This window comes from Crossiella cryophila (genome assembly GCF_014204915.1).
GTDB classification, from domain to species: Bacteria; Actinomycetota; Actinomycetes; order Mycobacteriales; family Pseudonocardiaceae; genus Crossiella; species Crossiella cryophila.
In genome coordinates, this window is record NZ_JACHMH010000001.1 from 2,801,842 (window position 1) to 2,824,579 (window position 22,738).

General features: G+C 72.3%; 26 protein-coding genes. 11 read left to right on the forward strand and 15 right to left on the reverse strand.

The features are described 5' to 3' along the window. Window positions 1–30 precede the first annotated feature (30 nt). Window positions 31–606 (reverse strand): TetR/AcrR family transcriptional regulator, encoded by a 576-nt coding sequence (locus HNR67_RS13085; protein ID WP_312987144.1) that lies wholly within the window; start codon window positions 604–606, stop codon window positions 31–33. 68 nt (window positions 607–674) lie between these two features. On the opposite strand from HNR67_RS13085, the gene HNR67_RS13090 reads away from it, so the two are divergent. Both HNR67_RS13090 and HNR67_RS13095 read left to right on the forward strand, forming a co-directional pair. Next, complete coding sequence (locus HNR67_RS13090) at window positions 675–1,121, forward strand: SRPBCC family protein (RefSeq protein WP_185002299.1); 447 nt, start codon at window positions 675–677, stop codon at window positions 1,119–1,121. A 108-nt stretch (window positions 1,122–1,229) separates the two neighbouring features. After that, window positions 1,230–1,847 carry a DedA family protein gene (locus tag HNR67_RS13095; RefSeq protein ID WP_185002300.1) on the forward strand — a complete coding sequence of 206 codons (618 nt, stop codon included), beginning with the start codon at window positions 1,230–1,232 and terminating at the stop codon, window positions 1,845–1,847. Here HNR67_RS13095 and HNR67_RS13100 read toward each other — a convergent pair. Next, window positions 1,844–2,488 (reverse strand): response regulator transcription factor, encoded by a 645-nt coding sequence (locus HNR67_RS13100; protein ID WP_185002301.1) that lies wholly within the window; start codon window positions 2,486–2,488, stop codon window positions 1,844–1,846. The two genes, HNR67_RS13095 and HNR67_RS13100, sit on opposite strands and share 4 nt — an antisense overlap. Continuing rightward, on the reverse strand, window positions 2,479–3,651 hold the full coding sequence (locus tag HNR67_RS13105) for a sensor histidine kinase (RefSeq protein ID WP_312987146.1): 1,173 nt from the start codon (window positions 3,649–3,651) through the stop codon (window positions 2,479–2,481). The genes HNR67_RS13100 and HNR67_RS13105 overlap by 10 nt, the downstream gene beginning before the upstream one ends. Window positions 3,652–3,817: 166 nt before the next feature. Between HNR67_RS13105 and HNR67_RS13110 the strand changes: the two genes are divergently transcribed. Then, window positions 3,818–4,705: an SGNH/GDSL hydrolase family protein gene (locus tag HNR67_RS13110; RefSeq protein WP_185002302.1), complete on the forward strand. Its 888-nt coding sequence runs from the start codon at window positions 3,818–3,820 to the stop codon at window positions 4,703–4,705. Window positions 4,706–4,742: 37 nt separating this feature from the next. On the opposite strand, the gene HNR67_RS13115 is transcribed toward HNR67_RS13110, so the two are convergent. Genes HNR67_RS13115 through HNR67_RS13135 form a run of 5 tightly spaced genes read right to left on the reverse strand, consistent with a single transcriptional unit; the run spans window position 4,743 to window position 8,817 of the window. Next, window positions 4,743–5,813, reverse strand: coding sequence for an alpha/beta hydrolase (locus HNR67_RS13115; protein WP_185002303.1), 1,071 nt, complete (start codon window positions 5,811–5,813; stop codon window positions 4,743–4,745). Between the two features lie 54 nt (window positions 5,814–5,867). Then, window positions 5,868–6,515, reverse strand: coding sequence for a response regulator (locus tag HNR67_RS13120; protein WP_185002304.1), 648 nt, complete (start codon window positions 6,513–6,515; stop codon window positions 5,868–5,870). Next, window positions 6,512–7,585, reverse strand: a complete 1,074-nt coding sequence (locus tag HNR67_RS13125) for a sensor histidine kinase (protein WP_185002305.1) — start codon at window positions 7,583–7,585, stop codon at window positions 6,512–6,514. The genes HNR67_RS13120 and HNR67_RS13125 overlap by 4 nt, the downstream gene beginning before the upstream one ends. A gap of 26 nt (window positions 7,586–7,611) precedes the next feature. Beyond that, window positions 7,612–8,097, reverse strand: a complete 486-nt coding sequence (locus HNR67_RS13130; protein ID WP_185002306.1) for a hypothetical protein — start codon at window positions 8,095–8,097, stop codon at window positions 7,612–7,614. 18 nt (window positions 8,098–8,115) lie between these two features. Next, complete coding sequence (locus HNR67_RS13135) at window positions 8,116–8,817, reverse strand: TetR/AcrR family transcriptional regulator (protein WP_185002307.1); 702 nt, start codon at window positions 8,815–8,817, stop codon at window positions 8,116–8,118. 98 nt (window positions 8,818–8,915) lie between these two features. Here HNR67_RS13135 and HNR67_RS13140 point away from each other — a divergent pair, with 98 nt between their 5' ends. From HNR67_RS13140 to HNR67_RS13150, 3 genes are read left to right on the forward strand one after another with little or no spacing between them, the layout of a single operon-like run. Next, window positions 8,916–10,430 carry a glycosyltransferase family 39 protein gene (locus HNR67_RS13140; RefSeq protein WP_185002308.1) on the forward strand — a complete coding sequence of 505 codons (1,515 nt, stop codon included), beginning with the start codon at window positions 8,916–8,918 and terminating at the stop codon, window positions 10,428–10,430. A 4-nt stretch (window positions 10,431–10,434) separates the two neighbouring features. Next, window positions 10,435–10,950: a PH domain-containing protein gene (locus HNR67_RS13145; RefSeq protein WP_221489880.1), complete on the forward strand. Its 516-nt coding sequence runs from the start codon at window positions 10,435–10,437 to the stop codon at window positions 10,948–10,950. Then, window positions 10,950–12,500 (forward strand): PH domain-containing protein, encoded by a 1,551-nt coding sequence (locus HNR67_RS13150; protein WP_185002309.1) that lies wholly within the window; start codon window positions 10,950–10,952, stop codon window positions 12,498–12,500. Before HNR67_RS13145 ends, HNR67_RS13150 begins: the two co-directional genes overlap by 1 nt. On the opposite strand, the gene HNR67_RS13155 is transcribed toward HNR67_RS13150, so the two are convergent. Genes HNR67_RS13155 through HNR67_RS13175 form a run of 5 tightly spaced genes read right to left on the reverse strand, consistent with a single transcriptional unit; the run spans window position 12,411 to window position 15,841 of the window. Continuing rightward, window positions 12,411–13,490: an NAD(P)-binding domain-containing protein gene (locus tag HNR67_RS13155; protein ID WP_185010583.1), complete on the reverse strand. Its 1,080-nt coding sequence runs from the start codon at window positions 13,488–13,490 to the stop codon at window positions 12,411–12,413. The genes HNR67_RS13150 and HNR67_RS13155 overlap by 90 nt on opposite strands. A gap of 29 nt (window positions 13,491–13,519) precedes the next feature. Continuing rightward, a complete protein-coding gene (locus HNR67_RS13160; RefSeq protein WP_185002310.1) occupies window positions 13,520–14,479 on the reverse strand; it encodes a LysR family transcriptional regulator in 960 nt (319 codons plus the stop codon). Between the two features lie 25 nt (window positions 14,480–14,504). Next, complete coding sequence (locus HNR67_RS13165; protein WP_185002311.1) at window positions 14,505–14,840, reverse strand: nucleotide pyrophosphohydrolase; 336 nt, start codon at window positions 14,838–14,840, stop codon at window positions 14,505–14,507. A gap of 10 nt (window positions 14,841–14,850) precedes the next feature. Then, complete coding sequence (locus HNR67_RS13170) at window positions 14,851–15,318, reverse strand: hypothetical protein (protein ID WP_185002312.1); 468 nt, start codon at window positions 15,316–15,318, stop codon at window positions 14,851–14,853. Next, on the reverse strand, window positions 15,308–15,841 hold the full coding sequence (locus tag HNR67_RS13175; protein WP_185002313.1) for an RNA polymerase sigma factor: 534 nt from the start codon (window positions 15,839–15,841) through the stop codon (window positions 15,308–15,310). The genes HNR67_RS13170 and HNR67_RS13175 overlap by 11 nt, the downstream gene beginning before the upstream one ends. A gap of 146 nt (window positions 15,842–15,987) precedes the next feature. Here HNR67_RS13175 and HNR67_RS13180 point away from each other — a divergent pair, with 146 nt between their 5' ends. Continuing rightward, on the forward strand, window positions 15,988–16,335 hold the full coding sequence (locus HNR67_RS13180; protein ID WP_185002314.1) for a hypothetical protein: 348 nt from the start codon (window positions 15,988–15,990) through the stop codon (window positions 16,333–16,335). 13 nt (window positions 16,336–16,348) lie between these two features. Here HNR67_RS13180 and HNR67_RS13185 read toward each other — a convergent pair whose 3' ends face one another. Together HNR67_RS13185 and HNR67_RS13190 are read right to left on the reverse strand one after the other, a co-directional pair. Beyond that, window positions 16,349–16,963, reverse strand: coding sequence for a flavin reductase family protein (locus HNR67_RS13185; RefSeq protein ID WP_185002315.1), 615 nt, complete (start codon window positions 16,961–16,963; stop codon window positions 16,349–16,351). 14 nt (window positions 16,964–16,977) lie between these two features. Then, on the reverse strand, window positions 16,978–17,922 hold the full coding sequence (locus HNR67_RS13190) for an NAD-dependent epimerase/dehydratase family protein (RefSeq protein ID WP_185002316.1): 945 nt from the start codon (window positions 17,920–17,922) through the stop codon (window positions 16,978–16,980). 207 nt (window positions 17,923–18,129) lie between these two features. On the opposite strand from HNR67_RS13190, the gene HNR67_RS13195 reads away from it, so the two are divergent. The 4 genes from HNR67_RS13195 to HNR67_RS13210 all read left to right on the forward strand — a co-directional run bounded on the left by HNR67_RS13195 (window position 18,130) and on the right by HNR67_RS13210 (window position 22,726). Beyond that, window positions 18,130–18,786 carry a Crp/Fnr family transcriptional regulator gene (locus tag HNR67_RS13195; RefSeq protein WP_185002317.1) on the forward strand — a complete coding sequence of 219 codons (657 nt, stop codon included), beginning with the start codon at window positions 18,130–18,132 and terminating at the stop codon, window positions 18,784–18,786. An 84-nt stretch (window positions 18,787–18,870) separates the two neighbouring features. Further along, the gene (locus HNR67_RS13200) at window positions 18,871–19,551 is read left to right on the forward strand and encodes a hypothetical protein (RefSeq protein WP_185002318.1); all 681 of its coding nucleotides are present in this window, start codon (window positions 18,871–18,873) and stop codon (window positions 19,549–19,551) included. Beyond that, entirely contained in the window at window positions 19,545–21,755 is a 2,211-nt protein-coding gene (locus tag HNR67_RS13205) for a hypothetical protein (protein ID WP_185002319.1), read from the forward strand. Before HNR67_RS13200 ends, HNR67_RS13205 begins: the two co-directional genes overlap by 7 nt. After that, window positions 21,752–22,726, forward strand: coding sequence for a hypothetical protein (locus HNR67_RS13210; RefSeq protein WP_185002320.1), 975 nt, complete (start codon window positions 21,752–21,754; stop codon window positions 22,724–22,726). The genes HNR67_RS13205 and HNR67_RS13210 overlap by 4 nt, the downstream gene beginning before the upstream one ends. The last annotated feature ends 12 nt before the right edge of the window (window positions 22,727–22,738 follow it).

A 22,738-nucleotide genomic window follows, 5' to 3' on the forward strand; every position in this document is an offset into this window, starting at 1 on the left:
GACCGACCGGGTGAACGGTGGCTGCTCCGGTCACCCGATCGATGCAAGTCGGCGCTGGGTGTCCTCGGTGGAAAGGATGAAAGCCTCCATCGCCGCGTCCACGCCCGCCCGATCGCCGGTGGCGAGCAGGTCCAGCAGCAGGCCGCGGGTGACCGCGACGCCGAGGCGGGCCTGGGCCTTGGCCGCGGCGTCCGGGAAACCGTTGGCCCGCAGCCAGTCCGCCATGGGTTCGGTCCAGGAGGTGACGATGCCGTCCAGGAACTCGGTGGTGCCGGGGCGGCCCTGCAGGGCCTGGCCGTACAGCTCGAAGAACAGCCGGATCAGCGGGGCCAGTTCCGGATCGGTGAGCCTGCGCCAGAACTCCCGCGGCGCGGTGGCCGGGGAGGCGCCCGCCCGGTCCAGTTCGGCGAAGGCGGCGCGCTGGCGGCGTTCGACCTCGCGGACCACCTCGACCAGCAGGCCCTCTTTGGACTCGAAGTGGTAGATCAGCATCCGGTGACTGGTGCCCAGCGCGGTCGCCAGCTGCCGCAGGCTCACCTCGCCGACGCCGTGCTCGGCGCACCAGGCCACCGCCGCGGCCAGCAGTTTCTCCTTCGCCGCCGACACCGGCACCGCCTTCCGTCTGGGTGAACCATATGGTACATGTACCAACCGGTACACGATGGAGGTGTCTGATGGCGGTGCAGCGGATCGATGTCCGGGTGCGGTCCACGGCGGCCCCGGCCGCGGTCTACGCGCTGGTGCGCAGCGGGCCGAGCTGGCCGGTGTGGTCGCCGATCAGCTCCTTCGAGCTGGAGAGTGAGGGCGAGCAGGGGCAGGAGAGCCTGGGCGCGATCCGGGTGTTCCGCACCAAGCAGCCGATCGGGTCGGTGGTCAGCCGGGAGCGGGTGGTGGAGCTGGTGCCGGACCGCAGGCTCGGCTACACGCTGCTGTCCGGGCTGCCGATCCGGGATTACCGGGCCACCATCGACCTCGCGCCGACCGCGGCGGGCACCGAGATCCACTGGTACTCCAGCTTCCGGCCGCGTTTCCCCGGCACCGGCTGGCTGTACCGGCTGGTGCTCGGCGCGTTCATCCGCCGCTGCGCGCTGGGCCTGGCCGAGCACGCCAATCAGCGCTGAGCCGGGCGCGCACTGCGGTTTCCCGCACAGTTTCGCTGTGGTCGGCCCGCCTTGATCGGGTGGTCGGCCTCAGGGTGTTCTCAGTCCGGAATTCCTAGCGTTGGCACCATGTTCGACGGAATCATCAACTGGGTCACCGACCTCATGACCACCCTCGGCGCGCCGGGCGCCGGTCTGGCCATCGCGCTGGAGAACCTGTTCCCGCCCTTGCCCAGCGAGGTGTTCCTGCCGCTGGCCGGGTTCACCGCCAGCCGCGGCGGGATGAGCCTGCTGGCCGCGATCATCTGGACCACCGCGGGCTCGGTGGTCGGCGCGGTCGCGCTGTACTACCTGGGTGCGCTGCTCGGCCGGGACCGCACCAGGGCCATCGCGGCGAAACTGCCGCTGGTCAAGGTCTCCGACCTGGATCGCACCGAGGCCTGGTTCGCCAAGCACGGGGTCAAGGCGGTCTTCTTCGGCCGGATGATCCCGATCTTCCGCAGCCTGGTGTCGGTGCCAGCGGGCGTGGAGCGGATGCGGCTGGGGGTGTTCCTGCTGTTCACCGCGCTGGGCAGCCTGATCTGGAACACCGTGTTCGTGCTCGCCGGGTACTTCCTGGGTGAGAACTGGACGTTGGTGGAGACCTACGCCGGGTTCCTGTCCAAGGCGGTGCTGGCCGTGGTCGCCGTCGCGGTGATCGCCTTCGTGGTGTCCAGGGTGCGCCGCCGGAGTAGGCAGCGGGTCTAACTGCCCAGGTAGCGCAGGATGGCCAGCACCCGGCGGCTGTAGCCGGTGGTGTGCGACAGGTCGAGTTTGTCGAAGATCGCGTTCACATGCTTCTCCACCGCGCTCTGCGAGATGTGCAGCGCGGTGGAGATGCTCGCGTTGGTGTGGCCCTGGGCCATGTGCCGCAACACTTCCCGCTCCCGTTCGGTGAGCCTGGCCAGTGGGTCGGTGTGCGTGGTGCGGGCCAGCAGCTGGCGCACCACCTCCGGGTCGAAGGCGGCCCGGCCGGAGCCGACCCGGTCCAGCGCGTCCAGGAACTCCCCGACCTGGGCCACCCGGTCCTTGAGCAGGTAGCCGACCCTGGCGCTCTCCCCGGTGAGCAACTCGGTGGCGTAGCGCTTCTCCACGTACTGGGACAGCATCAGCACGCCGACCTCTGGCCAGCGGGCCCGGATCTCCAGCGCGGCCTGCAAGCCCTCCGCGGTGTGCGTGGGCGGCATTCGAACGTCGATCACGCACACGTCCGGCTGCTCGTGCGCCACCGCGGCGAGTAGCGCGGCGCCGTCGCCGACCGCGGCGAGCACCTCATGGCCCTCCTCCACGAGCAGGCGGACCAGCCCTTCCCTGAGCAGGATCGAATCGTCGGCGAGGATCAGGCGCATGGCAGGCTGGCTCCGATGACTGTGCCGCCGCCCAGGGGTGAGCGCACCTGGAACTCGCCGTCCATGGCCGCCACCCGCTGGGCGAGGCCGGAGAGTCCGCCGCCTGCCGGATCGGCGCCGCCGACCCCGTCGTCGGCGATCTCCACCAGCAGCCGGGCCGGGGCGTCGAGGCAGGTGAGCCGCACGGCCATGGTGGCGGCGTCGGCGTGTTTGGTGGCGTTGGTGACGGCCTCGCACACGATGAAGTACGCGGCGGCCTCGACCTGCGCGGGCGGCCGTTGTGGCGGCAGCTCGCAGGTGACCGTGGTGCGCAGTGGGGAACCCTCGACCACCCTGGCGATCGCCTCGGGCAGGCCAAGGTTGTCCAGCGCGGTGGGGTAGACCCGCCAGGCGACCTCGCGCAGATCGCTGAGGATCTCCTGGCATTCCTGGTGTGCCTGGGCCAGCAGTGCCTCGGACCTGGCCGGGTCGGCGCCGCGGCGGGCCCGGCCGATCAGCAGGCCGAGGGCGACCAGGCGTTGCTGCACGCCGTCGTGCAGATCGCGTTCGATCCGGCGGCGTTCGGCGTCCACCGCCTCGACCACGCCCGCCCTGGTGAGCGTGAGGTCCTCGATCCGTTGCCGCAGTTGCGCCGGGCTGCGGCCGAGGAACTCGCGGACCAGTCGGCGCTCCACAGTGGACAGTGCGTACAGCCCTTGCAGGGCGAGGTAGAGCAGCACCAGGCCGGGCAGGCTGAGCGCGAGGATGGACTCGGTGGTGATCCGGCCGGCCGGGTTGCCGGTGAAGATGCTGCCGCCGGTGAACCAGGCGCCGAAGCTGGCCACCACCGTGAGCAGGCCGTAGCCCAGCAGGAACAGGATGACGCCGCCGCCGAGGCCGACCGGCGTCCGCAGCAGCAGGTACATCCACGGGCGGCTCTGCGCCTCGGCCTCGCCGCCGCCGAAGTACCTCGCCACCCGGCGGGCGTCCCGGCGGGCCAGCCACCGCGCGCCGCGGAGCAGCAGTTCGTCCAGCCGTTTCCGGGTGGACGGCCAGGGCAGCAGCAACACCAGCGGCAGAGCGGAGATCAGCAGGTAGGCGAGTTCGGCCAGTGCGGCCAGCGCGCCCAGGGTCAGTCCGGCCCCGATGCGCGCGGCGGCGGTGAGCAGGGGCAGCGGACGCACAGCGTGCAGGCTAGCGGGCAGGGCCGTTCGGGGGACTGTGGAAAACCGTACGAGTGGCTGGGGAAACCCGCAGCGTGGCTGACCTCATCGGACGATTGACCGGTGCGCGCGGGCGAACCTAGCGTCAGTCCGTCATGGTGTGGCCGGGCTCACAGCGAGGTGTGGCATGTCGGTAGGCATCGCAGGTCGGCTCACGACCATCGGGGCGGTGGCGGTCGCCGCGGCCGCGTTGTTCGCTTCCGGGGCGGAGGCCGCGGTCCAGCAGGCGCGGCACTACGTGGCCCTGGGTGACTCGTTCACCTCGGGTCCGCTGATCCCGCTGCCGCGGCTGAACCCGTTGGGCTGCGCGCGATCCACCGAGAACTACCCGAGCCTGCTGAACCGGCGGATCCGGCCGGCCCGGTTCACCGACATCAGCTGCGGGGCCGCGGACACCACGAACATGCTCGAGCCGCAGTCGGTGCCGCTGGGCCGCAACCCCGCCCAGTTCTCCGCGCTGACCAAGGACACCGACCTGGTCTCGGTGAGCATCGGCGGCAACGACTTCAGCGTCTTCGGCGACACCATCTCCACCTGCGCGAGCCTGCGCGGCAGTGATCCGGACGGCGCGCCGTGCGCGAAGAAGTTCGGCGACGAGCTGAGCAAGCGGATCGGCCAGACCGAGGGCCGGGTGCTTGCCGTGCTGCGCGGGATCCGGGAACGCGCGCCCAAGGCCAGGGTGCTGGTGGTGGGCTATCCGCGGATCGCGCCGCCGAGCGGCACCTGCCCGTCCACGCTGCCCTTCGCCACCGGCGACTACCCGTTCCTGGACGGGGTGGAGCAGCAGCTCAACGCGGCGCTGCGGCGGGCGGCCGGGGTCACCGGCGACACCTACGTGGACACCTACGGCCCCTCGCTCGGCCACGACGCCTGCCAGCGGCGCGGGGTGGCCTGGGTGAACGGGCAGCACACCGACCTGCTCGCGGCGCTGAGCTACCACCCGTTCCGCACCGGCATGGTCGGCATGGCCGACGCGGTGCAGCGGGCGCTCAACACCAGGGTCAAGAAGGGCTGAGGCCCGGGGGCGCGGGCGACCGCGCCCCCGGGACCGGCTACTTCGCGGCGGCGAAGGACAGGCCCATGCGCAGGGCCGCGGCGGCTTCCAGGGCGGCGTCCCGGCCGGTGTGGCCGATGCCGAGCACGTTGGCGAAGCCGTGGATCAGGCCGCGCTGACGGCGCAGGAACACCGGCACCCCGGCTTTGATCAGCTTGTCCGCGTACGCCTCGCCCTCATCGCGCAGCGGGTCGAAACCGGCGGTGACCAGGTAGGCAGGCGGCAGCCCGGAGAGGTCCTCGGTGAGCAGCGGCGAAGCCCTCGGGTCGAGCACCTCGTCGGTGGAGTTGAGGTACTGCTCCTGGTACCAGTCCATCTTGTCCGAGGTCAGCACGAAGCCCTCGCCGAAGAGGCGGCGGGACTCCCGGCGCACCGAGAAGTCGACCGCCGGGTAGATCAGCAGCTGGAAGGCGGGCACCGGGTCGCCCGCGGCCTTGGCCAGCTGGGCGGTGACCGCGGCCAGGTTGCCGCCCGCGCTGTCCCCGCCGACCGCGATCTGGCCGGGGTGCAGGCCGAGGGAGTCCGCGTTCTCCAAGGCGTAGCGGTAGACGGTGAGGGCGTCCTCGGTGGCGGCCGGGAACTTGTGCTCGGGGGCCAGCCGGTAGTCCGCGGACAGCACCGCCACCCCGGCGTGCACGGCCAGGAACCGGCACAGGTTGTCGTGCGTCTCCAGGTCGCCGACCACCCAGCCGCCGCCGTGGTAGAAGACCAGCGCCGGGGCCCGGCTGGGCAGCCCGGCGGGCAGGTAGACCCTGGTGCGGATCGGGCCGCCGGGGCCGGGCACGCTCAGTTCGCGCACCTCGGCCACCTCCAGCGCGGCCCCGCCGATGATGGCCGCGGTCTGGCGCAGCCCGCGTCGCGCCTGCGCGACCGAACCCGCGCTGAGCGGGTTCTCCTTGGCCAGGCTCATCAGTTTGAGCATGGACTGCACCTCGGGGTGCAGTTCCTGACCGTCGATGACGGTGGTGCGGCCGCCGATCACGCGCTGCGCCGGAGCGGGCAGCGCGCCGACCGCGGTGGCCAGCGAGCGTTCGACCAACTCACGCAGTGCCGGACGAGGAGGGGTCATGGCCCCGATGCTACCCACGGGTAGTGCGCTTGGCAGCCAAGCTGATCGGCTGGTTCAGGGCGCGGTCAGGCCGGTGCGGTAGGCGTAACGGGTGGCGTCGGCCCGGTTGCGCGCGCCGATCTTGGCGAAGGCGTTGTTGATGTGGGTCTTCACCGTGGCCTCGCTGATGAACAGGGCGGCGGCGATCTCCGGGTTGCTGCGCCCGCCCGCGATCAGGGTCAGCACCTCGGCCTCGCGGGCGGTCAGGCCGTCCGGCGGGCGGTGTGGTTTCGCTGGTTCCTGGCGGGTCAGCGCGGCGACCAGGCGCTGGGAGACCGCGGGGGCGAAGGTGGACTGGCCCGCCGCGGCGGCGCGCAGGGCGGCGGCGATCTCGGCCCGGCCGGCCTCCTTGGTCAGGTAGCCGCGGGCGCCCGCGCGCAGCGCGTCGGCGATGGACTCGTCGTCGGCGTAGGTGGTCAGCACCAGCACGCCGACCCCGGGAAAGCGCTCGGTGATCCGGCGGGTGGCCTCGACCCCGTCCAGCACCGGCATCCGCAGGTCCATCAGCACCAGGTCCACCTCGTGCTCGGCCAGCAGCGCCAGGGCCTGCTCGCCGTCGCCCGCGTCAGCGACCACCTCGATGTCCTCGACCAGGCCGAGCAGGGCGACCAGGCCCTCGCGCATGATCTGCTGGTCGTCGACCACCATCACCCTGATGGTCATTCCGGCACCTCCGCGCGCACCAGCCAGCCGTCCCCGTCCGGGCCCGCGGTGAGTGTGCCACCCAGCAGCGCCAGCCGCTCCCGCATCCCGGTCAGCCCGAACCCGCCGCCGGGCAACTCGGTGCGCGCGGTGCCCGCCGCGTTGCGCACCGACAGCCGGACCGCTCCGTCCACATAGGACAGATCGACCTCGATCGGCGCGCCCGCGGCGTGCTTGGCCGCGTTGGTCAGCGCCTCGCGGGCGGTGCGCAGCAACGAGACCTCGGCGGCTGGGGAGAGTGCGCGGGTCCCGCCGTCGGTGCGCAGCCGGACCTCGGACTGGTGATCCCGTTGGTGCGCCTGGGTCAGCTCGGCCAGCGCGGCAGGCAGCGGCGGCACGTCCGAGCGCAGCGCGGCCACCGCGGCCCGCGCCTCGGTCAGCCCGTCCACGGCCAGCCGCCGGGACCGCCGCACCCTGGCCAGCGCCCCTTCCGGGTCCCGGCCCTCGCTGAGCAGCGCCTCGGCCACCTCCAGTTGCACCGCCAGCGCGCCGAGGGAGTGCGCCAGCACGTCGTGCAGTTCCCTGGCGATCCTGGTCCGCTCGGTCTCGGCGAGCAGCCGGGCGGCCTGCGCGTTCTGCTGCCGGTGCTGCCGCTGGACCAGGCCGAGCAGGGTGAGCAGCGCGAAGATGCCCAGGTTGCTCAGCAGGGCGCCGGTGCCGCGCTCCCAGAGCAGGCCGCTGACGGTGACCAGGGTGATGTCCGCGGCGGTCAGCGCGAAGCCGAGTCCCAGGCTGGGCACCGGGTGCGAGATGAAGACCATCAGCGCCACCGCGGCGATGGTGGTGGCCGATGCCTCCGGCACGCCCACGATGGCCGAGGCCAGCAGCGAGCAGGCGGCCAGCGCGGCCAGTGCCACCCGCGGTGCGCGCCGGGTCAGCGCCAGGAACACCAGCCAGCCCAGGAAGGCCGGGCCGAGCACCAGCCAGGCCCACCGCGGTGTGTTCGGCGAGCTGAGCAGCGCGTACACCAGCAGCGCGGTGACCAGGACGTGCATGGCCCTGCGGTCGTGCACCGACGGCGTGGGATGCATGGGGGCAGTCTGCGGGTGCCGGGGGCTCAGTGCCGCACCGGATGACCCACCCGGGTGGCCAGCACCAGCGACTGGACCAGCAGGCTGACCCCCAGCGTCAGCAAAATCGCGCCGCCGCCGCTGGTCAGGGTCGCGCCCATGGCGTGGCCGAGGAAGCCGAGCAGCACCCGCAGCCCGATGAAGGCGACCCACACCCCGATCGCCGGACCACGCATCCGGGTGAAGATCCGGCCCTCGCGGAGTTGCACCTCGCTGGTCCGGCCCAGGCCGACCCCGGCGCCTGCCGCCAGCAGCAGGCCCAGCACCAGGAAGGTCAGGTCGATCGGCGCGATGTGGTAGTCCGCGCCCAGCTTGTTCTTCAGCTGGAACAGGCCGATCACCGCGATCACCGCCGGGCCCACCCAGACGTCCTCACCGCGTTTGGTCAGCTCCCGCCAGTTCATCCGGCGGACGATCACCAGGACCACCACGGCGATGGCCAGGGCCCCGTTGAACAGCGTGCTCATCGTCATGGGAGCACGGTAGGAAGATCAGGGGGTGGAGTTCGTGGGCTCAGGGGTGGAGCCGGGGGTGGAGATCGAGCCCGCCGGCGGCCACTCGTCCTCGGGCACACCGGGGAACAGCCGCCGCAGGTAGTAGTCGGCGGTGGCCGTCGCCTCCTCCGGGGTGCTGTTGTCCAGCAGGATGTCCGAGCCGAGGGAGTCGATGATGCACCACAGCAGCATCGACTCCTTGTCCGGATCGATGCCCGGCGCGGTCACCCCGCGTTCCTGGGCCGCGCGGATCATGTCGGCGAAGAAGTTGAACAGTTTCGGCTGGCCCTGCAGGTAGATCCGGCGCAGCGAGGGCTCGTTGAGCGCGCGGATGAAGTAGGCGATGCCGACCAGGCGGCCGGTGCGGGTGTGCTCGTCGATGGGCAGCGTCTCGACCATGCAGGCGCGCAGCACCGCCCACGGCGGCGGGTCGCCCGCCAGCTCGCGGGCCAGCCGGGCGCGCACCCGGTCGCCGGTCTGCACGCTGCTGAACTCCAGCGCGAACTCCAGCATGTGGTCCTTGGTCTTGAAGTAGTGCTGGACCGAGCCCATCGAGACGCCCGCCTCGGCCGCCACATCGCGCAGGCTCACCGCCTCCATGCCGTGCTTGGCGATGATCCGCCACAGCGCCTCGGCGATGTGCCGCCGACGTTCCTCGTGGTCAACCTGCTTCGGCACGGACAGCCACACTTTCTTCATGCGGACGCATTGCAACGGCTTCCACGTGGTGGTTACCATGCACCTGCATTGTAACCGGCGGGGAGCTGGTTACCAGGGGATCAACTGGGGGAGTCGTGATGCAAGTCCAGGTCAGCGAGCGAGGATCGGAGACGCGGGCGCTGCCGCCGTTCGCCAGGGTGCCGGTACTGGCGATCGCCGGGGTGCTCGGCGTGCTGCTGGTGGCCTTCGCCGAGCGGTACGGGTGGTTCGGCGACGAGCTGTACTTCCTCGCCGCCGGGCAGCGGCTGGACTGGGGATATGCCGACCAGGGCCCGCTGGCGCCGCTGCTGGCGCTGGTGATGGAGTCGGTGTTCCCCGGTTCGCTGACCGCGCTGCGGCTGCCCTCGGTGCTGATGGTGCTGGCCACCGTGGCGGTGACCGCGCTGATCGCCCGCGAACTCGGCGGCGCCCGGCGCGCCCAGGCGCTGGCCGCGCTGGTCACCGCGGGTTCGCCGTTCCTCGTCGGCAACGGGCACCTGCTCACCACCAACTCGCCGGACGTGCTGATGTGGGCGCTGGCCTGCTGGCTGCTGGTGCGCTGGGTGCGTACCCGGCGGGACGCGGTGCTGCCCTGGCTGGGCGTGGTCACCGCGATCGCGGTGCAGAGCAAGTTCCTCATCGCCGGGTTCTGGGTGGTGCTCGCGGTGGCCGTGCTGGTGGCCGGGCCGAGGGAGCTGTTGCGCAGGCCGATGTTGTGGCTGGGCGCGGGGATCGCGCTGCTGACCACGCTGCCCAGCCTGCTGTGGCAGGCGAGGCACGGCTGGCCGCAGCTGGGCATGACCGGGCAGATCGCCGCCGAGGGCGAGCTGATGCACGGCGGACTGCTCGGCTTCGTGCCGATGATGTTGTTCCTGGCCGGGCTGATCAGCGGGCTGGTGGTGCTGCTCTACGGGACCTGGCGGCTGCTGCGCTCGGCCGAACTGCGCCCGTACGCCTTCCTGGGCTGGACCTTCCTCGGCGTGGCGGCGCTGTTCCTGGTCGCGGGCGGCAGGCCGTACTACGTGGCCGGGATGTTCCCGGTGCTGTGGGCGGCCGGTGCGGTGGAGCTGTCCCGCAACCGGGTGGCCGGCTGGTGGCGCTGGTCGGCGAGCCTGCCGGTGGCACTGGTCTCCACGCTGGCGATGTCCTTCTTCGCACTGCCGCTGGAGCCGGTGGCGAGCCGGGCCGGGACCGATTCGGTGGACTTCATCAGCACGCACAGCGTGGGCTGGACCGAGCTGGCCGATCAGGTGGCCGCCGAGTACCGCAGGCTGCCGCCGGAGCAGCGGGCCAGGACCGCGGTGCTGACCAACGGCTACTGGACGGCCAGCGCGCTGGCCTGGTTCGGGCCTGCGCGCGGACTGCCCGCGCCGCAGAGCGGGTCTCGGGGCTACTGGTACTTCGGCGCGCCGCCGGAGTCCGCGGACGCGGTGCTCTTCGTCGGCCGCCCGCAGCCGGTGCTGGCCGAGTCCTTCCGCACGGTGACCCAGCTGCGGGTGCTGGAGACGAATTTGAAGGCCAACAAGGCCGTGGACGGCGCGCCGTTGCTGCTGGCGACGGGGCGCACGCAGAGCTGGGCCGAGCTGTGGCCCCGATTCCGGAAGCTGGGGTGACCCCATGACCATGCTGAACACTTCCGCGCCCAGGCTGCGCCCGCCGCGCTACCGGGTGGATCCGAGCGCGCGCCGCTGGTGGACCGTGCAGGCGCTGCTCACCGTGACCGGACCGGCGTTCCTGGTCGCGCTGACCATGACCACGCTGTCCCTGCTGTTCTTCCCCGGCGCGCTGGGCTGGCTCGGCCCGCTGCTGCTCGGCGTGCTGGTGCTGCCCGGCCTGGGCTACCTGCTGGTCATGCCGCCGTGGCGGTACCGGGTGCACGCCTGGGAACTGGGCGAGCACGCGGTCTACTCGGCCAGCGGCTGGTTCTGGCAGCGGCGGCGGATCACCCCGCTGACCAAGGTGCAGACCGTGGACACCGTGATCGGCCCGATCCAGCGTGGTTTCGGCCTGGCCACGGTGATCGTGACCACCGCCTCCACCGCCGGCGACGTGCGGATCTCCGGGCTGGCCATGGACGAGGCGAACGAGCTGGCCAGGCGGATCGGCGAGGCCGCCGCGGTCGAGGAGGCGTGATGGACTGGCGCAGGCTGGACCCGCGCATGATCGCGGTGCACGTGAGCTGGCTGGCCGCGCCCGCGGCCTCCCTCCTGCTCACCCTGCTGATCTCCGGCGGCAGGCTGGAGCTGCGCTCCTGGCTCACCCTGGCCGGGGTGACGCTGGGCTTCCTGACCTTCACCACGATCGGGATCGCCACCTGGGCCAAGACCCGGTACCGGATCACCGCCGACGCGGTGGAGGTGCGCACCGGGATGTTCATCAAAACCCTGCGCACGGTGCGGCTCAACCGGATCCGCAACGTCGACCTCACCGCCAGCCCGGTGCACCGGATCTTCGGGGTGACCACGCTGCGGATCGGCACCGCCGGGTCCAACGACACCGGCAGTGAGATCAAGCTGGACGCGCTGTCCAGGACGGACGCCCAGGCCCTGCGTGCCGAACTGCTCGCGCACGTCACCCGCGCCGCCGCCCAGGACCCGGTGGTCTCGGTGATGAACCCGCGCTGGCTGCGGTACGCGCCGCTGACCTTCTGGGTCTTCGGCGGGGTGGTCCTGGTGCTCGGGCTCGGCTACCGGGCGCTGGAGGCGATCGGCATCGAGGCCTGGCGGCTGCCACTGGTGCAGCAGCTGGCGGTGGAGTTCGGCTCCAGCGCGCTGTGGCTGACCATCCCGCTGGTGCTGCTGGCCTCCACCCTGCTCGGGGTGATCGGCGCGCTCGGGCTGTACCTGGAGAACTGGTGGCACTACCGGCTGGAATGGGTCAGCGATCACCTGCTGCGGGTGCGCCGCGGCCTGCTCACCACCCGCTCGGTCTCCATCGAGCGCAACCGCCTCTTCGGCGTGCTGCTGCGCGAACCCCTGCTGCTGCGCGCCGGGGGTGGCGCGACGGTGAAGGTGGTGGCGGGCGGGCTGGGCAACGAGGAGCAGGACAGCGCGCGCAGTGCCGTGCTGCCGCCCGCGCCGCTGCCCGAGGCGCTGCGGGTGACCGCGGGTGTGCTGCGCGAACCCGTTGGGCCACTGGTGGATCCGGTGCTGGCCGGGCATCCGCGGGTGGCGCTGCGGCGGCGGATCGTGCGCGGGCTGCTGTTCGTGACCGCGCCTTTGCTGGTGGTGCAGGGGATCCTGGGCTGGCTGCTCACGGATGTGTTGCTGCACCTGGCCTGGAGCACCGCGCTGGCGTCCCTGCCGTTCGTGCTGTGGTTCGCCAGGGACGCCTACCGCAACCTGGGGCACGGCCTGTCCGGGTCCTACCTGCTGACCCGCTCGGGCACGTTCAGCCGGGACACCGCGGCGCTGCGCCGCGACGACGTGCTGTCCTGGACCTTCACCGACAGCCCGTTCGCCCGCCGGGCCGGGGTGGTCACGCTGACCGCCGCGGTGGCCACCGCCGCCGGTGGCTACCGGGTGCCGGACATGGCCGCGGCGGACTCGGCCGGGTTCGCCGACCGGGCCGTGCCGGGGATCCTGACCGAGTTCCTAGACCGCGACGCCGAGGGGGAACAGCTCCCGGCGGAGTTCGCCGACTGCGGTGCGGGCGGCCCGGTTGGCGCCGATGGTGCTCGCTGAGGGGCCATAACCCACCAGGTGCAGCCGCGGCTCGGCGGCGGGGTGGCCACCGGCCATCACGATCCCGCCGCCGGGCGCGCGCAGCCGCAGCGGGGCCAGGTGGTTGAGCGCGGCCCGGAACCCGGTGGCCCAGATGATCGTGTCGACTCGCTCGTGGCTGCCGTCGGCCCAGGTCACGCCGTCCGGGGTGATCCGCTCGAACATCGGGCGGCGGCGCAGCACCCCGCGCGCGGTGAGGTCCTTGATCAGCGGGGTGAGCGCGAGCCCGGTGTTCCAGACCACGCTGCGCGGGGGTTTCCCGGCCCGCACCGACTCCTCGACCCTGGCGATGATCGCCCGGCCGCGTTCGGGGGTGAACTCGGCCTCGCTGAACTCCGGTTCCCGCCGGGTCACCCAGATCGTCTCCGCGATCGGGGACAGCTCGTCCAGGAACCGCAGCGCGGAGGCCCCGCCGCCGACCACGACCACCCGCTGCCCGGCGAATCCGGCCGGTCCGCGGTAGTGCGCGGTGTGCAGCTGACGGCCGAGGAACTCCCGCGCGCCCGGGTAGTGCGGCCACAGCGGGTGGCTCCACGAGCCGGTCGCGTTGATCACGCCGCGGGCCCGCCAGCTGCCCTCCGGGGCCTCGACGAGGAAGTCAGGGCCGTCGTGCCGGACCGAGCGGACCTGGACCGGGCGGATCACCGGCAGGTCGAAGCGCTGCTCGTACTCGGTGAAGTAGGCCGAGAGCACCTCGGCCGCGGGACGTTCCGGGTCAGGCACGATCAGCGGCAGGTCCTGCAGGGCGTGGAAACCGTGCACGTCGGCGTAGCGCAGCGAGGGCCAGTAGTGCTGCCAGGCGCCACCGGCGTGCGGGGCCGAGTCCAGCAGCACGTGCCCGATCCCGGCCCGGCGCAGGAAGTACGAGCTGGACAGACCGGCCTGGCCGGCCCCGATCACCACCACGTCCGTGTCCACGTCCGCGACAACGCCGGTGGGCGCGGCGGGCATTCCCCCGCGGGGGAAGGTCACACCGGCGCTCAGTTCATGCCGAAGCCGGGATGCCCGGCCAGCCAGTCGGTGTAGCGCGGGCTGCGGGCCAGCACGTCGGCGTAGGCCGACAGCGCGTGCCCGGCCAGCCTGGCCACCTCCTCCGGGGACTGGCAGCCGCTGTGCCAGCCGATGAACTGCCGCCAGCGCAACGGGATCCCGGCGATCGGCACCGGGATCACGCCCGGCATCTCGCGGAAGGTGGGCTGGCAGAGCGCGATCGCGTCCCCGGAGCGGACCAGGTCCACGCAGCTGACCACATCGGTCTCGTACAGGTCCCGTGGCGCGAATCCGGCGCGGGCGCAGGCGGCGGCGAAGCAGTCGCCGAAACAGCCGTCGCCAGGGGTGGCCGACCAGCGCGCCTCGGCCAGATCGCTCAGGTCCACCTCGTCCTTGCCCGCCAGCGGGTGGTCCTCGGGCAGCAGCACGAACACTGGGTCCACCGCCAGCAACCGCCATCGCACCCCGGCCGCGGCGGGCGGCGCGGACTCCCCGCACACCCCGACCAGCGCGTAGTCCAGCCGGCCCGCGGCGACCAGGTCGGTCAGCTCATCGGCGGACCAGGAGCTTTGCGGGGAGATCCGGGCCTGCGGCCGGGCCGCGCCCAGGTGGTGCATCAGCCCGCCCAGCATCGGTCCGTTGGTCGCGCCGATCCGGTAGTGCGCGGTGTCCTCGCCCGCGGAGTTGGCCAGCCGGGCGGCCTCCTCGCGCAGTTCGCTCACCGCCGGCAACAACATCCGGGCCCTGGCCAGCACCAGCTCGCCGAGCGGGGTGGGCCGGGAGCCGCGCCGGTCCCGCTCGAACAGGGTGCCGCCGAGTGCGCGTTCGATCCGGTTGAGCTGGGCGGTCAACGCGGGCTGGGCGAGTCCGAGCCTGGCCGCCGCCTTGGTCACGCTGCCGGTGTCCGCGACAGTGCAGATGACCCGCAGATGCCGCAGCTCCAGTTCCATACGTCGACGCTAAATCCCTTGCGGCTCAGGCGGAAGGGTTTGCCTCCAGCGGTGGGAACCGGTGCTCGTTGCGGTCGATCTTGGCGTGCGCCTCGGCCGCGAGGTCCAGACCACACACATCGGCGAAACGCACCAGGTAGAGCAGCACGTCGGCGACCTCGTCGGCCACCCGCTCGCGCAACGCGCCGCCGTCGAGCTGCTCGCGGATCTCCTTGTCGCTCAACCATTGCAGTTCCGCGACGAGTTCGCCGACCTCGCCGGAGAGCGCCATGGCCAGGTTGCGCGGGGTGTGGAAGGGCTCCCACTCCCGCGCCGCCGCGAACGCCCGCAACCGGGGGACAAGCTCGTCGAATCCAGACATGCCCGCAACCCTAGAACCCACCCAGCTCCCGCTTGAGCAGGGTCAGCTCCCGCCGCCGCCGGATCGCCCTGCCCAGCACCACCCCCGCCAGCACCACCAGCCCACCGCCCAGCGCGAGCGCCACCGGCAACCCACCACGCTGCGCGGTGACCACGGCCAGCCCGACCGCGGTCCCGGTGGCGAAGGTCAGCGCCAGCCACCCCGCGACCACGCTGTCCCTGGCCAGCAACGGCCCACGCCGGGTCAGCGCCCACCCCGCGAAGGCGGCCCAGGTCGTCCCCACCAGCGTCAGCAACCCGAAGGCCACCTGGGTGGGCAGGGGCAGCGCCGGTTCGGTCAGCCACAGCGCGCCGGTCAGCAGTGCCCCGGTCAGTCCGGCCAGCCCGACCAGCACCAGCCGCAGTCGCCGGGCGGGCGCGAGTGTGGCCAGGATGTCCTCCGCGGAGCGCGCGGGAACGTCGAAACGGTCATCCGTCATGGCGGAACCCCTTCTCCAGCAGGCGTTCGCGGAGCAGTCCGCGAGCGCGGGACAACCGGGACTTGACCGTGCCCACCGGCACCCCGAGCACCTCGGCGCAGTCCCGCAGGGACAGATCGGCGAGGTGGAAGAGCACCAGCACCTCGCGTTCGGGCAATGGCACCTCGGCCAGCCCGGCCCGCAGTTCGAGCACATCCAGCACGGCCTCGGCGGCGGGCCCGGCCACCGGTTCGGGCGGCGGCGGCTCGGGCCGGTACCGCTCGCGCAGCCGGTCCAGCAACGTCCGCCGCGCGATGGTGAACACCCAGGGCGCGAACCGCCCCGGCTCCCGCAACCGCGGCAAGGCGCCCAGCACCGCCAGCCAGGTCTCCTGCACGAGATCGTCGGCGGTCTGCGGGGTGCTCATCCGGCGCAGGTAGGTCCACAGCGGCGGGTGCCAGGCCCGCACCAGCTCGGCCAGCGCCGCGGGCTCGCCGAGCTGGCACCGCACCACCAGCAACGCGGTGTCCCGGTCCTCGGTCACGCACTCACCTCCCAGTCGGTCACCGGCTCAGTCGGTGTGCACCCCGGAAAGGTTCACGACCCGCCACACCCACCCTGGGTAACGACCTGATCAGCCCCCGTGACCCGGCTTGCTGTCGATCTACCTAGTCATCCAGACTCGCACACGTGTTCGACCGAACGGTGCAGCTGGCTCCCTCCCTCGGCCGGGTCTACGACCGCAGCAAGCCGGTCTGGGTGGACCTCAACGAGCTGTACCGGCACAGCTTCCTTGGCGACCGCACCGCCGCCAGCCTGCTCATCCGGCAACAGGGCCTGGTGCTGACCGGGCGGGTGCCGGGGACGCTGCACGCCTGGTTGCGGACCGAGGAGGGGTACTGGGCGGGGCTGGTGTCCTACTACGTGGCGGCGCGGCCGGGTGGGGCGGTGCCGCCGCTGGAGATCAAGAACCTGGTGCCGAGGGGGGCGTTGCGGCCGAGGGCGCCGGAGGACCGGGATCGGGAGGCGCGATTCTGAGCCGGGGCGCGGTCTAGCCCCGGTAGTGCCCCGGCCAGTCCTGATGCCGGATCCGGGTCGTCTCCAGCACCTCGCCCACCGTCCCCCACTCATCCCGCCCCAGCCTGGCCAGCGGCCGCAGCAGCTCGATCCCCGGCAGGTCGTCGGTGAACATCTCCTCGGCCACCGCCGCGTGCACCACCCGCCCGAACACCACCGTCGAGTCACCCAGCCGCACCGTGCTGTGCAGCACGCACTCCAGCGCGGCCGGGCTGCTCGCCACCCGGAACGGCTTGACCTTGCTGCTGGGTTCCCTTGCCAGGCCGACGGCGTCGAATTCGCTGGTGGTCGGGGGGAAGTCGGTGCCGGTGGCGTTGACCTGGGCGAAGTTGTCCTGGTTGGCCAGGTTGACCACGAACTCGCCGGTGGCCTCGACGTTGGTCAGGGTGTCCTTGCGGCCGACCGAGGTGAACTGGACGATCGGCGGGGTCACGCAGGCCACGGTGAAGAAGGAGTGCGGGGCGAGGTTGTCCACGCCCTCGGCGGAGACCGTGGACACCCAGGCGATCGGGCGCGGCACCACGACGGCGGTGAGCAGCCGGTAGAACCGGCCGATGCCCGTCGTGTCCGGGGCGAAGTCCAGGCGCATGGCCTGATTCTCACTCAGCGGTGTCGGCGCAACAGTTCCGCCTCCCACTGGCCGCGGACCATCTCGGTCAGCGTTGACTGCTGCGGTGACCAGCCCAGACGCTCCCTGATCAGGGTGTTGTCGCCGACCGAGCGCTGGGTCTCGCCGGGGTTGGCCGGGCGGTGGGTGACCCGGATCTCCCGGCCGGTCACCGCGCGCACGGTGTCCACGATCTCGGCCACGCTGGCCGGGATGGCGCCCACGTTGTAGACGTCGAAGCGGCCCGGCGTGGCGTCCTCCAGCGCGTGCACCATGGCCCTGGCCACGTCGTTGACGTGCACGAAGTCCCTGGTCGCCGAACCGTCGCCGTTGATCTCCACCGACGGCAGGTGGCCGGCTGCCACGCCCACCGCCCTGGTGATGATCCGGGTGTCGTCGTAGTCGCCCAGCTCGCCGACCGCGCCGGCGATGTTGAAGATCCGCAGCACCACCGCGCCCAGGCCGCCGGTGGCCACCTGCCAGCGGATGGCCTCCTCGGCGGCGACCTTGGAGGCGGCGTAGGGGTTCTCCGGGGCCACCGGGGTGGTCTCGTCGATGGGCTGGCGGGCCGGGGTGCCGTAGACGCTGGCGGTGGAGGCCATCACCAGCCGGGGTTTGACGCCGGTGACCTCGGCCTGTCTGGCCAGCGCCTCCAGCACGTGCAGGGTGCCGCCCAGGTTGACCCGGTAGTACAGCGTAGGGTGCGCGAACGCCTCCCTGATCCGGGTCAGCGAGACCAGGTGCACCGCGGCATGCACCCCGTCCGCGGCCGCGAGCAGGCCCTCGCCGTCCAGCACGTCGCCCCTGCGCAGCTCCACCCCCTCGGGCACGTTGACCACTGAGCGGTGGACCAATGCCACGACATCGTGGCCGGTCTGGGAAAGTTGGCGTACGACGGCCTGTCCGACATAGCCGCTCGCGCCGGTGACGAGGACTCGCATAGCACCATCTCACCAGAAGGAAATGGGTGCACCGGCAAGTTTTGTGGCCTTCACACGGAGGTCGGGATTACCTTACTCCGGTAGGGAGAAACGCTGTGACAGGGAGTTGTTCGCATTGGGCCGTTCGGGGCATTATCTGCTGGCTATCGGGTGAGTAGTGGACCTTTCCCCTCCATATTCCCTGGCGTCAACGTCGACCCTTCCTCTATGAGCGTGGAAGGGCTCGGGGCGGCCAGCCGGGTTTTACTGGCCGACGTCGGGCGTCGTCGCAGCGTGCGCCGGGGCACGGTGCTGTTCAGGCAGGACAACGAGTCCGACTCGGTCCTGCTGGTCGAGCACGGGCTGCTGCGGATCTCGGTGGTGAGCCAGGACGGCACCGACAGCGTGCTCGCCCTGCGCGGCAGCGGTGAGCTGGTCGGCGAGTTCGGCGCCATAACAGCACGTCGGCGCTCGGCCACCGTGGTCGCGCTGACCGACTCGACGGTCGTGGTGATCGCCTCGGCCCGGTTCCGCTCGCTGCTGCGCCAGTTCTCCGGACTCGCCTGCGACGTGCTGTCTTTACTCGTCACCCGAGTGGATGAATCTGACCGGCGGCGGCTGGAGGTCGGCACCTGCACGGTGTCCCAGCGACTGGCCCGCTTCCTCGGCGAGCTGGCCGCCACCCACGGCACCGAGCGGGCCGACGGCGGGGTGGAGATCGCCGCGCAGCTCACCCAGGAGGAGCTGGGCAGCGCGATCGGGGCCACCAGGGAGTCGGTCTCCCGGGCGCTGGCCGAGCTGCGCGACGACGGTCTGCTCAGCACCGCACGCAGGCGGATCACGATTCTGGCGCCCACCCGGCTGGACTCCTACCTTGGGACGTAAGGCTGAATCACACCCCGAAAGTGCGTTGGATCACAGATTGACCTGCGGTTTTAGGGTAAACACACGCTGATGCAATACCACCCGGTGCATTTCTCGATCGTGGTCGTGGACATCGCGAAGTTCGGCACCCGAGATGACCGGTTCCAGCTGCTGCTGCGCAGCGGGCTGACGGCTGTGCTCAAGCAGGCGTTCGAGGAGTCCGGCATCGACTGGGACGAACTCGCGATCGAGGACCGAGGGGACGGCAAGTGCCTGCTCATCCCGGCCTCGGTGTCCAAGGTCCGGCTGCTGGACCCGCTCATCGGCAGGCTCGCGGTGGCGCTGCGCCAGCACAACCAGTTCACCAGCGAGCAGGGCCAGATCCGGTTGCGCATGTCGGTGCACGCCGGTGAGGTGCACCGGGACCGGGACGGCTGGTCCGGCACCGACCTGAACTTCGCCTTCCGCCTGGTCGGCAGCGAGGCGCTCTACGAGGTGCTGGCCGCGGTGCCAGAGGCCGAGCTGGTGGTGATCGTCTCCGAGGCCATCCACAACGCGGTGGTCCGGCACGGCTACGGCGCGGTCGACCCGGCCTCCTTCCACCAGATCGAGGTGCATCGCAAGGAGGTCAGCGCCGAGGCGTGGGTGCACGTGCCGGGCATCCTGGCCCCGCTGGCCCGGCTGGAGCTGGACAGCGGCGGCAGCGGACCGCCCGCGATCACCGTGCGCGGCAACGTCAACGGTGACGTGGTCGGCCGGGACAAGCACGTCGGCGGGCCATGGTGAGTGCCGACCGCGTCGGAGGACTGGCCGAGCCGCTGCCGGATCGGGCACACCACGGGGTCGACCACACCGGCCGCGCCGGTAGCGGCGGGCCGGGCGCGCCCGAGGGCGAGGGCGGCCCGCACCGGGAGGCCGCCAGGGCGCTGACCATCGACAAGATCAAGGAACAGCTCAGCAACCCGGCCCGGCTGCTCGACTCGGTCTCGCTGGTGGAGGAGATCCACCGCCAGGTCAGCACGCTGCGCCCGGCCGGTGGCGGCGGGCAGGCGGCCGCGCCGATCGTGATCATGGGTGATGTCACCGGTGACGTGGTCGGCCGGGACTCCTTCGTCGGCCGCCGCGGCGGCGGGGTGGACACCGCCGAGCCGGTGGCCCGCCGGGTGGCCGCGCCGGTGCTGGCCGGCTTCCGCGGCGCCTTCGTCGAACCCGGCAGCGCCGGGGCGATCAGGGACCGGCTGGCCAGGCCGGGGCTGGTGCTGCTGGCCGGGCCGAGGGGCTGGGGCAAGACCGCGCTGGGCATGGTGCTGCTGGCCGAGCGCTGCCAGGGCGAGGTGTATGAGTTCGAGCCGATCGAGGACCTGCTGCGGCTGCCCACCGGCGCGCTCAAGGCCGGGCGCGGCTACCTGGTCACCGATCTGCCGCCGCACGTGCTGACCGCGGCCCGCGGCGCGGACCTGCACCGGCTGGACGAGGAGGTCACCGCCAGGGGCGCCCGGCTGGTGCTCACCGTGGCCGGGGCGGGTGCGGCGGCCAAGCCCTGCCAGCTCCCGGTCTCCGACCATCCCGAGCCAAGGGCGCTGCTGCTGGCCCACCTGGGCAGGCTGCTGGCCGCCGAGCGGGTGGCCGAGCTGACCGGGCAGCACGCGGTGGCCGAGCTGATCGAGGGCAGCTGCCAGGAGCCGTTCGAGGCCGCCGCGCTGGTCCGGCTGGCCGAGGAGCTGGCCAGGCTGGACCGCGGCGTCGGGGTGACCGAACTGGCCCAGCGGCTGACCGTGCGCTCCAAGGAGGAGCTGCGGGCCTGGCTGGACGAGGTGTCCTCGCCGGACCGGGCCTTCCTGCTGTGCGTGGCCATGTTCGACGGCCTGGCCTACGGCACCGTGGTGGACCTGGCCGAACGGCTGGACCGGCTGACCACCGGCCGGGCCGCGGCCAGGGTGGACGGGCCGCCGCACGGCCGCCAGGCGCGCTGCGAGCGCACCCGCACCGAGATCCTGCGGGCCTGGAGCCACACGCCGTACGGCCGGGTGCCCACCGAGATCGTCCGGCTGCGCCAGGCCGACCACCGGCCGTGGATCGTGGACCAGCTCTGGTGCGCCGGCTACTACGGCCGCCCCGCGCTGCTGCGCTGGCTGCGCGAGCTGGGCACGCACCACGCCCGGCCGGTGCGCGGCGGGGCAGGGGCGGCGGTGGGGCTGCTGATGTCCAGGGAGTTCGAGACCTTCCGCCGGGCCGTGCTGGAGCCATGGGCCGCCGGGGACGATCCGGCTGGCCGGGAGGCCGCGCTGGTGGCACTGGGCGTGGCCGCGGGGGACTTCCAGCTCACCGGCGCGGTGGTGCGGCTGGCGCACAGCTGGTCCCGCTCCGGCGAGTGGCAGCTGCGGCGCACCGCGGCCCGCGCCTTCGGCGAGTCACTGGGGCACCTGGTGCCGGACACCGCCTTCGAGGTGCTCGGCGAGCTGGCCGGGCAGTCCGATCCGGGCGGGGTGTTCGCGATCTCGCAGAGCCTGGTGGAGCTGGCCCGCTCCGCCGACGACGCGCTGCTGGCCACCGTGGTGGCCACGGTGGAGAGCTGGGCGACCTCGCACCGGGCGCACCGCAGGCACGTGGGGGTCTACGGTTTCCTGCAGCTCTGCGCCGACCTGTGCCGACCGGGCGAGCACAGCGCGCCGCGGCTGTTGCAGTGGGCTGACCAGGGCGCGGAGCCGACCTTGGCGCTGGCCGGGCTGTGGCGGCGGGCGCTGATCGACCCGCTGGTCAATCGCCCGGCCAGGTGGGTGCTGCGCTGGTGGGCACAGTCCTGCGAAGGTGATACCGCCGCCACCACGGCCCTGGCCAGGCTGGCCCGCTCCGTCGCGCGACTGCCGAGGGAGGTTGAGATCCTGCGTCGCGCCGCGCTCACCTGGCCGGACGCCGACCCGCCAGCCACCGCGGCCGCGGCCGCGGTGCTCGACGCGCTGTCGTCACCAGTCCGAGGAGCACGGCCTTGACCGCACCCCATGACGAGCACACGGCGGAACCCCACCTCTCCGCCGACCTCCGCAGCCCCATCCGCAGTGAGATCGAACTGCCTGCCCGCAGGCTGCTGGCCAACCGTCCGGCGCCCCGCCCGCACACCACGTTCGTGCTGTCCACGGTGGACGGCAACGCCTACGTGCCGACCCGGATGCCCAGTGCCAGGGAATGGCGCTCCACCGGGGTGCGCTGGCTCTACGAGGTGGACCTGGCCGATCACTGGGCGTTGACCACCGTCCTGCTGCCCTGCCACGGCGACCTGTTCCAGTTCCACACCGAGCTGGAGTTCGGCTGGCGGGTGCACGATCCGGTGCAGGTGGTGCGCAACCGGCTCACCGACGCGGTGGAGCTGTGCCGCAGGCACCTGCTGGCCCAGCTCCGGCAGGAGTCCCGCCGGTTCGACCCGGCGGCCACCGCGCTGGCCGAGACCGCGCTCAACCAGCTGCCCGCGGTCTCGCCAGCGGTGCTGCCAGAGGGCGTGACGTTGTTCCGCTGCCACGTGCGGATCACCCAGGACCACCGGCTGCGTGAGCACCGGCTGGCCATGCTGGCCGACCAGCAGCAGGGCGAGCTGATCGTGACCAGGGCGCAGCGGCTGCGCAGGCTGGTCGAGGACGGGCACTACGCGGTGCTGGCCCTGCACCTGGCCGAGCATCCCGGCGACACCGCGAAGGTGGTGCAGCTGCTGGCCGAGCAGGAGAAGCTGAGCCTGGACACCAGCCGGGGCATCGTGCAGTCGCTGCTGGACTCCGGCTTCGCCCAGGACGTGGACATCGACCAGCTCGGCGGCGAGGCGCTGCGCCGGGTGCTGGCGCACCTGCAGGCCGGGCCGGGGCGGGCGCTGCGGGAGTTCGCGGCCAACCGCACCCAGCTGCCGGAGATGCCGGACTACCCGGCCGCCTCCCGGTTCCCGCCGGACCCGCGCAACGGCCAGGGGTCACTCTGACTCCCGACTGGT